This window comes from Nonomuraea sp. NPDC003804 (genome assembly GCF_040610675.1).
Classification (GTDB): Bacteria; Actinomycetota; Actinomycetes; order Streptosporangiales; family Streptosporangiaceae; genus Nonomuraea.
In genome coordinates this window covers 137,522-153,188 of sequence record NZ_JBEXMT010000019.1, presented here as the reverse complement: position 1 = coordinate 153,188, position 15,667 = coordinate 137,522, and the positions used below count along the sequence as shown (strand labels likewise).

The 15,667-nt window shown below is 71.8% G+C and carries 10 protein-coding genes; 4 read left to right on the top strand and 6 right to left on the bottom strand.

Translation table 11 applies throughout. The features are described 5' to 3' along the window. Positions 1 to 11 precede the first annotated feature (11 nt). Complete coding sequence (locus ABZX22_RS25705) at positions 12 to 854, top strand: LysR family transcriptional regulator (protein WP_354913440.1); 843 nt, start codon at positions 12 to 14, stop codon at positions 852 to 854. A gap of 73 nt (positions 855 to 927) precedes the next feature. Here the strand turns inward: ABZX22_RS25705 and ABZX22_RS25700 are convergent, their stop codons facing one another. Continuing rightward, positions 928 to 1,335 (bottom strand): HIT family protein, encoded by a 408-nt coding sequence (locus ABZX22_RS25700; RefSeq protein ID WP_354913438.1) that lies wholly within the window; start codon positions 1,333 to 1,335, stop codon positions 928 to 930. Between the two features lie 136 nt (positions 1,336 to 1,471). Next, on the bottom strand, positions 1,472 to 2,110 hold the full coding sequence (locus tag ABZX22_RS25695) for a hypothetical protein (protein ID WP_354913436.1): 639 nt from the start codon (positions 2,108 to 2,110) through the stop codon (positions 1,472 to 1,474). 132 nt (positions 2,111 to 2,242) lie between these two features. Between ABZX22_RS25695 and ABZX22_RS25690 the strand changes: the two genes are divergently transcribed. Continuing rightward, positions 2,243 to 2,752, top strand: coding sequence for a sigma-70 family RNA polymerase sigma factor (locus ABZX22_RS25690; RefSeq protein WP_354913434.1), 510 nt, complete (start codon positions 2,243 to 2,245; stop codon positions 2,750 to 2,752). After that, positions 2,745 to 3,386 carry a zf-HC2 domain-containing protein gene (locus ABZX22_RS25685; protein WP_354913432.1) on the top strand — a complete coding sequence of 214 codons (642 nt, stop codon included), beginning with the start codon at positions 2,745 to 2,747 and terminating at the stop codon, positions 3,384 to 3,386. The genes ABZX22_RS25690 and ABZX22_RS25685 overlap by 8 nt, the downstream gene beginning before the upstream one ends. A gap of 173 nt (positions 3,387 to 3,559) precedes the next feature. On the opposite strand, the gene ABZX22_RS25680 is transcribed toward ABZX22_RS25685, so the two are convergent. The 3 genes from ABZX22_RS25680 to ABZX22_RS25670 form a co-directional block, all read right to left on the bottom strand. Beyond that, positions 3,560 to 9,667, bottom strand: coding sequence for an RHS repeat-associated core domain-containing protein (locus ABZX22_RS25680; RefSeq protein WP_354913430.1), 6,108 nt, complete (start codon positions 9,665 to 9,667; stop codon positions 3,560 to 3,562). 177 nt (positions 9,668 to 9,844) lie between these two features. After that, positions 9,845 to 13,105: a LamG-like jellyroll fold domain-containing protein gene (locus ABZX22_RS25675; RefSeq protein ID WP_354913429.1), complete on the bottom strand. Its 3,261-nt coding sequence runs from the start codon at positions 13,103 to 13,105 to the stop codon at positions 9,845 to 9,847. Between the two features lie 357 nt (positions 13,106 to 13,462). Next, positions 13,463 to 14,527, bottom strand: coding sequence for an FUSC family protein (locus tag ABZX22_RS25670; RefSeq protein ID WP_354913427.1), 1,065 nt, complete (start codon positions 14,525 to 14,527; stop codon positions 13,463 to 13,465). 156 nt (positions 14,528 to 14,683) lie between these two features. On the opposite strand from ABZX22_RS25670, the gene ABZX22_RS25665 reads away from it, so the two are divergent. Continuing rightward, on the top strand, positions 14,684 to 14,932 hold the full coding sequence (locus tag ABZX22_RS25665; RefSeq protein ID WP_354913425.1) for a sensor histidine kinase: 249 nt from the start codon (positions 14,684 to 14,686) through the stop codon (positions 14,930 to 14,932). Here ABZX22_RS25665 and ABZX22_RS25660 read toward each other — a convergent pair. Further along, positions 14,893 to 15,618: a FadR/GntR family transcriptional regulator gene (locus ABZX22_RS25660; RefSeq protein ID WP_354913423.1), complete on the bottom strand. Its 726-nt coding sequence runs from the start codon at positions 15,616 to 15,618 to the stop codon at positions 14,893 to 14,895. The genes ABZX22_RS25665 and ABZX22_RS25660 overlap by 40 nt on opposite strands. Positions 15,619 to 15,667: the final 49 nt, after the last annotated feature.

The following is a 15,667-nucleotide window of genomic DNA, read 5'->3' as shown; positions in this document are numbered from 1 at the left end:
AATCAATGCTTATGGCCCGAGATCTTGAGATCACGTTGCTGCGGTCGTTCGTCACCGCCGTGCGGGCGGGCAGCATCAGCCGCGCCGCGACGGCGCTCGGACACACCCAGCCCGCGCTCAGCCAGCAGTTGCGCAAGCTCGAGAGCACCGTCGGCCGTCCGCTGCTCTACCGGTCGCCATCGGGCGTCTCGCCGACCCGAGCCGGCGAGGAGCTCCTGCCGTACGCCGAACGCATCCTCTCGCTCTCCGCACAGGCGCTCACCGAAACCGGTCGCGCGCTGACCGGCCGCTGCGGCGTCGGGTTGCTCGAGGACCTCGCCGCGTCCCAGCTTCCGCAGGCCCTCGCCGACCTGGCCCGGCTGCACCCCGGCGCGACGCTGGAGGTGCTCAGCTGTTCCAACGCCGCGATGCGGGAGGCCTACGACACGGGCCGCGTCCAACTCGTGCTCGACGAGGTGCCGGACCTTCCCGGGCCGCCGCGCTGGACGGTGCGCCGCCCGCTGGTCTGGGCGATCGGCCAGGGGGTGGACGTGGCTGCCGATCCGCTGCCGGTGGTGCTGTTCTCGAACACGTGCTCCTGGCGTACGTCGGTGCTGGAAACGCTGGAACGCGCCGACCGGCCCTGGCGGGTGGCGTTCGAAAGCAACAGCCTGCTCGGTGTGCTCGCCGCGCTACGGGCCGGGCTCGGCGTCGCGGCGCTCATGCCCGCGAACCTCGAACCTGCCATGGCCTGCCACGACGCGGACGCCCTGCCCGCCCTGCCGGACGTCGAGCTGGGTCTCGCACGGCACCCACGGACCAAGGGCGATCCGCTGATCGATGCCGTGGAGACCGCACTGCGACGCATGATCTGAGTTTCGCCACCGGTCACCGCCACCGGGTTTCCCGGCTGCCCGGAGTGTTCGGAGCCCGTCCTGGCGCTCGCCTTCATCGCCAGGCTCTGATCTCCTCGGCCAGTCCCTTGAGGGACTCGACCGGGTGCTCGACCTCCGTCCAGGGCGGCGTGAGGTCGGTGGGCTCGAAGCGGGGCACCACGTGGAGGTGGAAGTGGAAGACGCTCTGCCAGGCCGTCTCGCCGCTGGCGTGCCAGAGATTCACGCCAGGAGCCCCGAGCGCGCCGACGATCCGTCGGGACACCTCGACCGCGGTCCGCATGACGTGTGCCGCCGTCTCTGCCGGGATCTCCCCCAGGTCTCGGTGGTGCGCTCTTGGGACGACCAGGGTGTGCCCCCTGGTGGCCTGGGCGATGTCGAGGAAGGCGATGGCGTGCTCGTCCTGGTGGATGGTCTGCGCAGGCTCGGTGCCGGCGACGATGCGGCAGAAGACGCAACTCATGACCGGCATGATCACAGCAGGCCGAGCCTGCCGGCAAAGGCGTTTCAGACGGTGACGGCCACTCAGGCCGGCCGGCACCCGGGCGGTGTGTCCAGGAAGGGCGCACGGGTGCCGGCGGGATGCGCTACCGGGCCTCTCAGGCCGCCGAGCCGGTGATGCGGAACGGCACCTCGGCGATGTTCGACATCACGCCGAGCTCGCGCAGGTCCTGGGCGTCGATGCGGCCGTCGCCGGTGAGATCCTTCACCGTGTCGGGTGCGTCGTCGAGCACGCCGTTGCGGTTCAGGTCGGCCACGACCGCGACGGTGAGCACGCTACGGACGTCCTTTCCGAACAGCGGCTTGCCGACCAGCCAGGAATCCCACAGCTTCACCGCGCTGCCGGCCTCGTCCCGCCCGGCCACACCGGTGACGTTGAACAGGTTGGCCAGGTTCGTGCCCGGTCCTGAGAAGCCGGTCGTCGTGGAGAGCAGCACCACGAGGCCGGGCAGCTTGTCGTCCTTGCCGGGGCCGAACGTCCCCGTCCCACCCTGGGGGCCGGTGACCTGCGGTCCGCTCCATCCGGCCGCCTTCAGCCCGTCGCGGTAGCCGACGGAGAGCTCCACCATCCAGGCGGCACCTTCCACACCGGTCGCCGTGTCGGCCTTCGGCGAGTGAACCTGCACGTGGGCGCGCCGCTCGGACCCGCTGTCCCGCTGGGCCAGGGCCGGCACCGCGAGGGTGGCGGCGGCGGTCACGGCGACTCCGAGCACCACTGTCCGGACAACTGCTCGCATGGTTGTTCCCTTCTCTGTCGCTGATGACGAGGGGGTGTACGGAGACGAGGCGGTCGGTGTTCACCCGACAATGGATGAACGCCGCAGCGATGTGTTCCGTATGTCCATCGGAACGACAGGGCAGGAGGAGACGTGCGGCTGGATGACGAGACCACCTTGCGGGCGGTCTATGACGATTACGGAGGCGAGTTGTTCGCCTTCGCCAGGAGGTCCCTGGGCGACACGGGGTTGGCCGAGGACGCGGTGCAGGAGACCTTCGTGCGGGCGTGGCGTACGGCGGGGCGGTACGACCACAGGCAGTCGTCTCCCCGGACGTGGTTGTTCGCGATCTGCAGGAACGTGGTGATCGACCTCTTGCGCGCGCGTTCCGTGCGGCCGCAGCTCTCCGACGGCCAGGAGAGCGACGTGCCCGGAGACACCGGCCTGGAAAGGTTGCTTCTCGGCATGCAGGTCGAAGAGGCGTTGCGGCGGTTGTCCCCCGAACAACGGCACATTCTCGTGGAGGTGCACCTGCGAGACCGCGCGCCCGCCGAGGTCGCCGCCGAGCTGCGCATACCCTCGGGTACGGTGCGCAGCAGGGTGTTCTACGCGCTCAAGGCACTGCGCCTGGTGCTGGAGGAGATGGGGTGGGAAGGTGACTAGCTGCCGCGACTATCACGCTCTGCTGGGTATGCACGCGCTGGGGCGCCTTCCCGAGGCCGAGTTGGCGACCCTGCTGGCCCACACCGACGGCTGCCCCGCGTGCAGGGCCGAACTCGCCTCCCTCGACCAGGTGGCCGGCGCCCTCGGTCACGCCAATCCCGACCGGGTCGCCGCTCGTCCCGCGCCGCCGCCCTGGCTGCGTGACAGCGTGGTGGCCGCCGTCGGCGTCCGGCACCTGAACCGGCGCAGGCGCAGGCGCTTGCTGGCGTGGTCCGGCGGGCTCATGACCGCCGCGGCCTCGGCCGCCTTCGTGGTGACGGTGCTCGTGTCAGGCGCCGAAGGGCACACCGTGACCTACGGGGCGCGGGGTATGCAGATCACCGCCGAGTTGGCCGCCCGCCAGTGGGGTACGGCCGTGAACCTGAAGGTCAGCGGCCTCGACAACGGTCAGCGTTACCTGGTCTGGCTCGAACGGGCGGACGGCAGCCGGGTCCCCGCGGGCAGCTTCACCGCCAGAGGCGCGGGGGCGACCATGGAGCTCTCGGCGGCCGTCCAGGGTGACGACGCCGTCGCCCTGGGGCTGAGCACCGTGCCCGGCGGCCCGGCCGTCCTGCGCGCCCCGATCAGTGGCTGACGGTCGGCTGATCGGCTCCTCGGCCCGGCTTCTGCTCATGTCCGCCATGGGCGCCCTCTGGCCCGGAGGACGCCCGCCGGGGAGAACCCGAGCCCGAAGAGCCGGCTGGGACACCGCCGGCGCGGGGCCACGAGGGCCCCGCGCCGGCCGGTGCTCAGCGGAAGGACGTGCTGTCAGCCCATGCCGCCCATTCCACCGAACCAGGTGTCGAACAGATCGATGATGTCGTCGGCGATCTTCTGGCCTCGGGCGCCCAGTTCGGCGGTCGCGGCACCTCTCCGGTTCGTCTCGATCTCGTACTTCTCCGGCTTGAAGATCTGCTTCTCGGCCTGGCCGGAGCCGCCGCGCGGCAGGTTCGACGGTGGCCTGCCCTGCGGATACATCCGGCCGTTGCCGTAGACGGTGTAGGACTGGGTGGGCTGGACGGAGCCGTCGTTCCGGTAGACCTGGCTCGGCCGTGGCTGTGCCGGCTGCCGGTTCGCCTTGGGCGGTGAGTGCCGCTGCTGTGCCCGGTGGCTGGTGGGCCGGCTGGCCGGGCGTGAGCGCGCGTGCTGGATCCCGCGCGGGATCCGGCCGGCCCGCTGGTTGCGCCGCTGGGCGGCCAGCGCCATCCGCCGCTTGGCCGCCGCCTCGCGGGCCGCCTTCCTGGCCTGTCTCCGGGCCGCCATCGCGGCACGTCGCCTCGCCGCGGCCTCCCGCGCCTTCCTGGCCGCCTCGGCCGCCTTCTTCCTGGCCGCCGCCAGCCGCCGCTTCTTCGCCTCGGCGAGGGCCCGCTTCCTGGCCGCCTCCCTGGCCCGCTTCTTGGCCTCCTCCTCGGCTCGTTTCCTGGCCTCGGCCAGGGCCCGCTTCCTGGCCGCCTCCCTGGCCCGGCGGATCGCCGCCTGCCTGAGAGCGCGCTGGGCCGCTCTCTTGGCGAGGTAGCGGGCCCCGAGCCGGACACCGACGGCGACCACGACCCAGACCCACTGCCCGTCGGGGTCGCTCATGCTCACGGGGCTGTTGTTGGCGTAGGCGTAGGCGTTGAGCTGCTGCGGGTCCACATCGTCGATGATCGGGTCCACCGACAGGAAGCGGCCGTTCCTGGGGTCGTACTCGCGGGCGCCCAGGTGGACCAGCCCGGTCGTGGCGTCCTGCGTGCCGCCGACGAATCCGCGCTGCCCCGGCCACCACGGCGGCGGCGCGCCCCGGTTCTCGCCGAACGGAGTCGTCCTCCGTACGGCCAGCTCGCCGCTCCCGGCGTTCACCGCGGCCTGCGCGGTGCCCTGGTGGTCGTTGGCCAGCAGGTAGACCTGGTTGTCGTGGGTGCGTACCGCGATGGGCTGGTCGTTGACGGTGTAGTAGCGGGTCTGCTCCACCGCGTCCTTGGCGACGTCGAAGCGCAGCTCCATGTCGTCGACGTAGAGCGTGGCGTCGGCCGGCGTCCTGCGGATCAGCCGGTCGCCCTCCGCGTCGTAGACGAAGGACGTCGTCCTGCCCGCCTCCGTCACCGACTCCAGGTTGCCTTCGGCGTCCCAGACCAGGCTCTGGTCGGAGGTGCCGACCTTGCGCCTGGTGGTGTTGCCCGCGGCGTCGTATTCGAAGAGGTCCGTGCCGACGGCCTGCAGCGCGTGCGGCTGATTGCCGCCCGCCGGCGGATAGGTGGAGGAGCGGACCGTCTCGGCCGCGCCGCCCCAGGCGTGCCTGGTCTCCTTGGTCCGGTTGCCGGTGGAGTCGTAGGCGTAGCTGACCGCGTACGGCGCCACGCCGCCGATCGTGTCCGGCTGCGGGCCGCCGGCGGCGCAGTCGTCGGTGGCCGTCCAGGCGGAGGTCAGGCGGCGCAGATGGTCATAGGCGAAGCACTGCGTGTCCTGACCGCTCGCCCCCCTGTCGGCGATCTTGGTGATGTTGCCGACCGCGTCGTAGGTGTAGCCGAGGTCCAGGTCGGTCGCGGCGGCGCCCTCCCTGTCCAGCCGCATGCCGGTCAGCCTGCGGGTGGACTCGTCGTGGGTGTAGGTGAGCCAGGTCTTCCTGCCTCCGGTGCCCAGCTCGTACTGCAGGGTCTCGCCCAGCTTGGAGTAGCGGGCCGCGGTGACGTACGACGACAGGCCGGTGACCTTGGTCGGCTGGCCCAGCTCGTCGTAGCTGTAGACGACCGACTCCGCCTCCAGGCCGCCGGCGGCAGGGAAGGTGACGGACTGGACCTGGTCGTCGAGCGTGTAGCGGGTGTTGAGGACGTACGAGCCCGCCAGCTTGCCCTCCCGCTCGGGGATGGTGACGGTCTCGCGCAGCGGGCGGTAGTCGGCGTCGACGGCGTTGATCTCCGCCTTGTACGCCTGCCCGCCCACGTACCGGATGCTGGCGTTCCTGTGGCCCTTGGCCAGCGCGTCGTACTTCCATTCGGCCAGCAGCGTGCCGGTCGCGGAGTTCTCGCGCAGCTCCTTCTCCCGGCCCAGCTCGTCGTAGACGTACCACAGGGTCCTGCCGCGGGCGTCGGTGGTGCTGACGAGCTCGTCGGCGTCGTTGTACGTCATCGTCGTGACGCCCTTGTCGGGGTCCTCGGTCTTGATCTCCCTGCCGCGCAGGTCGTAGTGGTGGCGCCACACGTTGCCCGCCGCGTCGGTCACCGTCGACAGCCGTCCGGCGTGGTCGTAGGTGTACCTGGTGGAGTCGTACTCGCCGGTCGGGGTCGCGCCCTTGTACTGGCGCAGCTCGACCAGGCGGTCCTCGGCGTCCCCGATGCGGGTGGTCGCCGTGCCGCCCGGGGGCGGCGTCACGTGGATCCTGTCGCCCTCCTGCCTGGAGGAGACCCGGTACTTCTCCACGCCCTTCGCCTTGAAGATCTGGGCGTTGACCTCACCCACGCCGTCGAAGAGGGACACGACCTGCGTGGGCACGTCGGCGTCGGCCACCGCCAGCAGGTCGGTGGAGGGCGTCCCGGTCGCGAAGTAGCCGGTGCTGGCCTTGGACTGCTCGCCCAGGGAGTTGTAGAAGGTGTCGGTGATCGTGCGGCCGTCGCGCAGCGCTGGGTCCTGCGTCTGGTCGTCCCTGGGCGCGGGTTCCTGGGTCTGGCGCTCGCGGGTCAGGCCGTCGTACAGCTCGTGGCTGGCGGTGTAGCCGCCGTCGGCGCGCAGCGTCCTCGTGGTGACGACGCTGGGGCCGTCGGCGCGCATGACGTAGGAGTACTCGGTGCTGGGCGACTGTCCTGCCGCCTTGCTGCGGTCGGCCTGCCAGACCTTGGTCAGGCGGCCGAGCGCGTCGTACTCCAGGTCGACGCGGCGGTTGTTCACGTCGACCTCGGCCACGGGCTCGCCCCAGGCCGGTTCGAGGAACGTACGGCCGACGTGGCCGAGCTGGTTGGTCTCGGTCATCTCGGCGGGAAGGACGCCGGTGGCCGGGCTGTAGGCGGTCACTGACCTGGTGCCGACCGCGTCGGTCTCGCTGGTCTCGCGGCCGTAGACGTCGTAGGTGTGGGTGCTGTCGGTGATCGTCGCGCCGTCCCCGGAGACGAGCTGCTGGACCGTGGTCACGTCGCCCTTGGTCGGGGCCTGGCCGTACGCCTTGCCGTCGTACTGGACCTTCTCGTCGGAGATCACGTCACCGGCGGCCAGCGCGGACACGGCGGTGCCGCAGCTCGCGGCGACCTTCTGGACGCGGCTCGGGTAGTCGAGCATCCAGCTGGCGTCGTCGCGGGCGTAGGTGTAACGGGTGCACTGGTCGTCGTCGGGCGCGGCCAGGTCGCCCTTCTCCTCCACCTGCGTGAGCAGGCCCTTGGTGTCGTACGCGCGCTCCTCGCCGGTACGCCGCCAGGTACCGCCGGGCAGCGCCGTACGGGTGACCATGGACTTGGCCTCGACCACGTGCGCGGCCTTGGTGACGCCGCCCTGCGTGGACTGCGCGGTCCGCACCGACCACGGCTGCTCGACGGCCGCCTTCAGGACGGCCCCGCCGTCGCCGTCGTAGAGGATCTCCTCGTGCTCGAAGCCGGAGTACTGGTCGAGGTCGTCCAGTTTGGCGCCCTCGGAGTCCTCGACCTGGACGCTGCGCCTGGATCCGTCGGCCTGCTTGTCGCCGTCCATGCCGCGGAAGTACCGGAACTCGGTGAGCGTGCGCTTGGTGTCCTGCCCGTCGCCCTCGCGCACCCGTACCCGCCCGAACCCGCGGAAGTCCGACCACGTGCGGTGCTCGGGCTTGACGAGGATGTTCTCGGCGAAGTGCCAGGCGGCGCCGTCCAGGTACTCGTAGCTGGTGACCACGTTGGGCGAGGCGGCGACCCGGTCCACCTCCACCGTCTGCGCCACCACGTACTTGTGGAACCAGTCGGTGACCTCGGTCTCGTTCTGCGGCGTCCAGCGCTGCGGGAAGCACCGCTTGGTGTTCTTGTCAGCCGCCGGCAGTTCGCCGGGCCTGCACTCGGCGGGGGCGTAGTTGATCCTCAGCTCGCCGCCGGTCCCGTTGTCGACCGCCTGGACGCGCCACTTGACCAGCGGGGCGCGGCCCTCGGTGGCGTCGACCCGGTTGGGCAGCTGGACGCCGACGAAGGTGGTCCTGGGCAGCGTGATCGTGCCGCCCACGTGGCCGGTCTGCTGGATCGAGGCCAGCCACAGCGACGGGCTGAGGCCGTCACCGGTGGCGGGGAACTGGTGGGTCAGCGCCCAGGAGTCCACCGCGTAGTACTGGCCGGAGCCGTTGCGGACCTGGGTGGTGACCTTGGTCAGCCGTTTGCGGGTGAAGAACGTCGGCGTGAGGCGGTCGACGCACTTCACACCGGCGTCACAGATCTGGTCGAACGGGACGTCCGGCCAGTGGCCGGCGGTCTCCTTCTTGAGCTGGTCGGCGGCACAGGTGACGGTGCCGCTGGGCAGGCAGCGCTCGGCCACCTCGAACAGCACGCGGGCCGCGGGGGCCGTGGTGAACAGCTCGTTCTGCAGGTAGCCGTAGTCGATGCGGGTCAGGTAGGCGCCGCGGACGTACTGGGTGCCCAGCTCAGGCTTGGAGTTGCGGCCGTAGTGGTTGGTCTCGCGCTCGTACCAGTACGTGGTCGCGTTCCCGTGGGTGTCCCTGACGTGGTCGAGGTTCCACCGGTAGGCCTGCTGGCACCAGGCGTTGGCCGGGGTGCTGGAGTAGCAGGGCTCGCCGCTGTTGTTGCCGAACACCGGCACCGTCTGCACCGACTTGGTCTCCGGCTTGCCGCTCGCCCAGCCGGGCAGGCGGTTGAGGCCGAAGGTGTACTGGGTGCCGTCGGCGGTGGTGACGCGCCAGTATTCACCGTTGTCGTCGCCGTTGGCGGCCCCTGTGAGGTACTCGATGCGGGTGCCGTCGTCGCGCTTGGGCCGCCACTGCCTGGTCGTGGCGTCCTTGACCAGCTCGACGGCGGAGCTGCCGAGCGCCAGGATGGCGTTGTCCTGGTCCCAGCACAGGTCGCCGGTCTTCTTGCCGTCGATCATGCAGGACTTGTAGCGGCGCTCGACATAGCCGCCGGGGTTGAGCTCGAAGCCGTCACCGGCCCAGGACGCCTGGTTGTTGGTGGAGGCGGTGCGGCCGTCCATGCTCTGCGAGGAGTAGGCCAGCGAGATCTCCGGCTCGTCGCCACCCAGCGCGGGCGGCGTGCGCAGGTCGTAGTCCCAGGTGAAGTCGCCGGTCTGGGTGCCGACGCTCCAGTCGGCGGAAGGCGACAGGGAGGTGGCCGAGTGATCGCCGGACTGGCCGGAGGCGGCGGCCGTGAGCGCGTACACGGCGCCGGTCTCGACCTCGGCGGTCAGGGTGCCGGCCTTGGCGTCGTTCTCGCTCTTCACCGGCTCGGGCGGCGCGCAGTCGGTGGCGGCCGCGTCGAGCGCGCACTCGTCCAGCCTGACCATCCGCAGCCGGGCGCCGTAGTCGCCGCCGTAGGCGTAACGGAAGCCGGAGTAGTCGATCCGCAGGCGCGTCTTCCCGCCCGCCTTTGCCGTCGCGACGCCCTGGCCGGGGGAGACGCGCATCGCCAGGCCGAGCCGGTCGGTGTCGAGCAGTTCCACGCTCACCGGCTCGGCGGCGGCCTTGGCTTCCCCTCGCCGGGGGGCCAGCTTCACCGGGAACCCGGCCGCCACGGTGGTGGCGCCGCCCAGCTCGGCCTTCTGTGGTTCGGGCCAGGTGATGCGCGGCGGCGCCTTCCACGCCTGTTTCTGCACGGGATCGGCCATGGGCGGCCGGACAGGGACCGGCTGTCCCTTGACCGGCGTCTCCTTCTGCACGGCCGGGGCCGGGCGAGGGGCGGCCGCGGCGGGCATGGCGTACACCAGCGGCACCACCAGGAGGACGGGGAGCATGGTCGCGAGCCTGCGTGGCCAGGGCGACTCGCGCCTGGGCTCCTGGAAACGGTTCCAGGACAGGTCGGGAAGGTCAGGTTCCGTGGACGGCGGAAAACGATTCCAGCGGGATTCGGGCAGCTCTAACTCATCCGGCAGATCCATGAACTCTCCCAGTCGGGGGGTGCGGTGCGGGAGTTACTGGGCGGCTAGCTGGGCGATGTGCTCGGCGCTCAACACGCCGTCATAGGCGCGGACGTCGTCCACCGTCCCCGGCCAGAAGCCGGTGAAGGCGCCCGCCGTCCTGGTCCGGCCCAGCTGCAGCGGGCCGGTGGCGTTCCATGCGCTCACGTGGTCGGTGACGGTGGTGGTGGACAGGCGGCCGTTGACGTAGATGCGGAGCTGACCGGCCAGCGGGTCGTACACGCCGGCGATGTGGGTCCATTCCAGCGGGTTGGGGATGTCGTCGGAGCGGGTGCGGACGAGGGCGGCCGTGTCGGTGTCGGCGGCGGCCATGCCGAGGGTCCACCGTTGCCGTTCCTTGTCGAAGCCGAGCTGGAACCCGGCCGCCCTGGCGCCCGGCTGGGCCACGGCCGCGCTGTCGCGGGTGGGCAGGTAGTCGAGCTGGGTCCAGGCGGCCACGGTGAACCCGTTCCTGGTGTTGACCACGGGTGCGCCGGTCTGGGCGTACCCGTCGACGCCGTCGAGCGCGAGCGCGCCGTCCAGCCAACCCGACGTCCACGAGGCGGCTCCGGACAGCGTCGCGGCCGTCGCCCGGCCCGAGGAGTCGGCCGACGACAGGCCGGACTCCTCATCCAGCTTCCAGTGGCCGACCAGCGTGGCAGCGCTGTTGACCAGCTCGGCGAGCTCGTCGGCGAACAGGGCGCGGCCGTAGGCCCGCACCTCGTCGACGTCCCCGGGCCAGTGCTCCGCAGCCGCCCCGCCGACCTTCCCGCGGCCGATCGTGAGGGGGCCCGCGGCGTTCCACGGCGGCGTGACGGCCACCGTGGCCTCCAGCCTGCCGTTCACGTAGAGCGACACCTGGCCCGCCGCCGAGTCGTAGACACCGGCCAGGTGGGTCCACTCGTTCAGCCTCGGCGCGGCCGCCGACAGGGCGCGCACCACCGGCGCGCCGTCGGTGTCCGAGCCCGCCACGGTCAGCGCCCAGCGGTCGTCGGCCTTCGCGTACTGCAGGGCGAACGCGCCCGTCCTGCCGCCCTCCTGGGTGACGGCGGTGGCGGAGGCGGCCGTGCCGGTCAGGCGGGCCCAGGCGCTGACGGTGAAGTTGCGGCTGGTGTCGATCACCGGGCCCGAGGTCTGGGCGTAGGCGCCGGCCAGCCTGAGCGCCGTGCCGGTCCTGCCGGAGGTCCAGCTCGCCCCGTACAGCGTCGCCGGGTGGGCGTTCCCGGTGTCGGCCGCCAGGGTGCCCTGGCCCTCGTCCAGCGCCCAGTGGCCGCTGGGGCCCCGGCCCGCGTTGACGTTGAAGACGTAGGTGCGGATCGGGCCGAGTTGGCCCGCGCGGTCCTTGCTGCGTACCGACAGCACGTTGGGGCCGTCGTGGCGCGGTGTCAGCGCGATCGTGGCGCTGCCGTCCTGGCCGGGCCCGGCCTCCGTGGCGGGCGCGGAGTCCAGACCCCAGACGTAGGCGGCGACGTCGGGGACGCCGTTCGGGGCGAACGTGAACGTGCCGGCGAGGCCGACCCCGTCGCTCCAGCCGTTCTCGGCGTACTGGGGCGAGGAGATCTCCGGTTCCCTGCCGGGGGCCGTGGTGTCCACGGTGGCCTCGCACCAGGGACTCCACGCGCTGGTGGCCTTGCCGTCCTCGGCGCGCACCCGCCAGCGGATCAGCGCGCCGTCGGCGTACAGGCTCGACGGGATCGTCGCGTAGAAGGCCGTGCCCGTCGACCCCATGGGGGTGAGGTGCTCGCCCGTCTTCATCCCGGCGGCGTTGTACCACTCGAAGCGGCCCTGGACCGAGTTGTCGGTGTCCTTCAGCTTGGCCCACAGCTTCGGTGTGGCGGTGCTGACGATCGGCCGTCCGTCGCCGGAGACGCAGGGGCCGCCCGGGTCCGACCAGACGTCGGCCGCCACCGGGTTGCCGGGCAGCGAGTTGTACTCGATGACCAGGCTCGGGTTGTTCTTGAACTTCTTCCAGGCGTAGACGTCGGTCTCGCTGGTGGCGCGCAGGCCGATGGTGACGTTGGGCCACTTCTTGGCGGCGGCGTCCACGACCTGCGAGGTGACGTCGAACTCGACGCCGCCGGGCATGCAGGCCGAACCCCAGCCCTTGGCCACGTTCACGGTGGACAGCAGCCTGACCCACGTGGGCTGCTTGTTCCAGGTGGTGCTCGCGCTGATGGGGTTGGTCGCCCAGGCCTCGACCTTGCGGGCGCTGCACGAGTAGGACCAGGTCTCGTACGTGCGTAGCGTCGCCTTGATGATCTGCTTGCCGTGGATGGTCGAGCCGGTGTTCATCTGGAAGAACGAGCGGTTCGTCTGCGACTCGACGTGGCCGACCCTGGCGACGTCGCTGGAGTTGAGGTAGTTGGAGTTGGGCCAGTTGCTCCAGACGGCCGTCCAGGCGTTGCGCGCGGCCGAGAAGTACGGGTCCAGGTAGACGGGGAAGCGGGTCTTCGGATCCGTGAGCATCTTCCTGTCGGGAAAGAGCCGCAGTTGCCGGCCCGACAGCCGCACGCCCATCGCGGCTTCGCGGGCCTCAGGGGAGCGGCCCTCCCTGAGCGCCTGCGGGCTGGTGATCCCCTCGGAGTCCCACATCTTCGGGGTGGGCGCGACGAAGATCGTGCCCTCGTTCCCGTCGACGGCCTCGAGGTTGCCCGCCTGGTCCGCCTCCACCGACAGGCCGGAGGCGGACAGCGGGAACGTCAGCTCCGTCATGCGCGCCGCGGCGGCTCGCGACTTGACCACCAGGACGTGGGAGAAGCCGTCCACGTCCGCGGTGACCTGCAGGTCCACGCCCGGCATGACCTCGGCGTAGGTGGCGGTGTCGCCCTTCAGCGTGGGCCTGGGCAGCGGGCCCTGCCAGCCGAGTTCCAGAGACTTGGCGCCGCGCGACAGCCTGGCCAACGGGGCGCCGCCGCCACCGGAGAAGGTCAGCCCCACCGCCGCCGCGGCCGGGCTGACCGTGCCGTCGGGGTTGGGACGGAGGGTGGTGTCGACGGGGACCCAGCCGCCGGACCCGCGTACGCGTACCGGGCGTACGTGCTGCTCCAGCGTGAGCGTGCCGTCCGGCTGGGCGAAGACCTGGCGGGTCTCCGTACGCATCGACGCGATCTCGACCTGCCGGCCGGTGCGGCGGGCCGCCGCGACCGCGGACTCCTCGCCGTTCGGACGCTCCTGGACGGTCTTCGGCGGCTCCGGCCCTTCGCCCGCCCGGGCGGGCACCGCCGGACAGATCGCCAAGACCAACGTCGCCGTGAGCAGCCCACGCAGTACCCGCATACGTCCTCGTCCAGGGTGAGCAGGGGTTACGCGCGGGACGGGCCACCCGCCCGGCGTCTCCACGATCTTCGATTGACGAACGGATTTTCACCCGGCCCCAACTGTCTGTCCAGGGTTCGGGTCATTCTCCTTAAAGGTTTCTTCAGGGATCGAATCCGTATGAAGATATTCGCCGGACGGCTCGGACGTGCCGCTCCGGCATCGGGACGGCAGGCCTGCCGCGCCGCCGGCTTGCCTCGCGGCCGTCCCGCACGCTGGTCCGCGCCACGAGCGTCGAGCCCGCTCAGTCGAGGTGAGGCCGCCCGGCCAGATCGTGTGGGTGAGCCCCGGCCCGCTGCCGCGCGACCTCCAGGTGGGTCAGTCGGCGAGGGGCGGGAGGGCGGCGACGGCCTCCTCACGGGTCGTGCCGGTCGCCTGGAGCAGGTCGATGACGATCGACCGGAATTGCGCGACCAGCACCCCGGCCGTGAACCCTTCGCTGTCTCCCGTGGGCGCCGCCGCCACCCGGACAAGGGCCTGCCGCGCTTCCAGCGCGTCGCGGCCCGAGGGAAGCTCGTCGCACAGCAGCCGGACGGCAGCCGCCAGGGCGCGCAGCGCGCCGGGCAGCCAGTCCGGGACGGCCAGGCCCTGGTCGAGGGCGACCAGCGCGCGGCGGGCCAGGACGCGGGCGTTGCGCAGGGCGTGGTCGACGGGCGTGGCCGCGGTCTCGTACCTCCGCAGCAGCTCCCGCCGCCGCCTGCGGCCCAGCGGGGAGATCACGGTGATCTCCCTGCTGGTCTGCAGGGCCTCGGCGAACAGTTCGACCGACTTCTGGGTGCCGCGCGCCTCCTCGAGCGCCGCCGCCGCCAGGTCAGGGTCCGACTTCTCCAGCGCCTCGGCGGTGTCGTCGAGCGCCGCGGCCAGCGCGTCCAGGGCCGCGGCGGCGTGCCGGTGCACGATGGTGGTGGTGCTGGGCGGCATCAGCGCCACCGCCGCGATGCCGAGGACGCCGCCGAGCAGGGCGTCCACCATCCGGTCCAGGCCGCCGGTGCCGGAGGGCGGCAGCAGGGTGGCGACGAGCACAGCCGACGAGCCCGCCTGCAGCACGATCAGTGAACCGCTGTCCAGGAGCACCGCCACCACCATGGCCAGCGCGACGACGAGGGCGATCTGCCACGGCCCCGACCCGATCCGGGAGATCAGCAGGTCGCCCACGCCGACGCCGAGCCCGACGCCGACCACCAGTTCGGCCACCCGGCGCAGCCGGGCGCCGAGCCCGACGCCGATGCAGAGCACCACGGCGATCGGCGCGAAGAACGGGCGCGCGTGGCCGAGCAGGTCCTTGGCCACCAGCCAGGCCACCGCGGCTGCCAGCGCGCACTGGATGATCGAGGGCGCCATGAGGCCGAGCCGGTCCATCCGCCCCCGCAGGTCGAGTCTCACGGCGCCAGCATGCCCGCAAAATATGACAAAGCGGTTACCTGGGGAAGCCTGGCAGCCGGCTGAACGCTCGCTGTCAGCCCTCGGGCCAGCTCCCGTCGGGGAACTCGCCCGTGCCGCTCTCGGCCGGTCGACCTGCTCAGCCTGGCGGCGGGCGCGGTGATCGACGCCAGGGCGCCGGCCCCCGCCAGGGACGTCCGCTTCGAACGGCTGGACGGCGGCCGCGCCGACTCCGCCCGGGGGCTCGACTCCGGCGGCACCGGGCTCGGGCTGTCGATCGCCGCGGCGCTGACGGAGGCGCACGGCGGCACGATCAGCGCCGCCTCGCCGCCGGGCGGGGGCGCACTGTTCCGGATCGGGCTGCCGGTCTACTCCAGCAGCTCCTCCAGCGCCCCCGCGGGCAGGTAGGGGGAGTAGAAGTCGCTGAGCGCCTGCCGGGCCAGGCGCGCGGCCAGCGGGCCGTCGCCCGCGCGGACGGCGGCCAGCGCCTCCTCGTGGTGGGCGATGCTGCGCAGCCGCTGCTCCGGCGCCCTGATCTTGTCGGCGATGAGGTCGAGCACGATGGAGCGGACCACGTCGCTGCAGATCTGGATCAGCTTGTTGCCGCTGGCCCGCGCGACGGCGTCGTGGAAGTCGACGTCGGCGGCGCTGAACGACTCGTAGCCGTCGGCGGCCCGCATGCGCGCGACCGCCTCGTCCATCTCCGCCAGCTGCGCGGAGGTGTGCAGCCTGGCGGCCAGCAGGTAGGCCGCGCCCTCCAGCACCATCCGGAACTGCACCAGCTCGGCGAGCGACAGCTCCTCCACCCTCGCCAGGGTGGTCATCGACTTGTGCAGCGCGGCCGGGGTGAACGGCAGGACCTCGGCGCCGTTCGGGTCGCCGGGACGCGACCTGACCAGGCCGCGCGCCTGCAGCACGCGCAACGCCTCGCGCACGGTCGACCGGCTGACCGAGAACTGCACCATCAGCTCCCGCTCGCTGGGCAGCCGCTCGCCCGGCCGCAGCTCACCACGCTCGACGGCGTGCTCGACCTGCTCGACGACACGCTCGTACGCGCGCACGGTTCGCACGGGCTCGAACTGAGGTCCGCCCATCAGCGCCCCCTCTTGACCGAAAAGTCCTGGGCTGGCAGTGTGCGTAGCC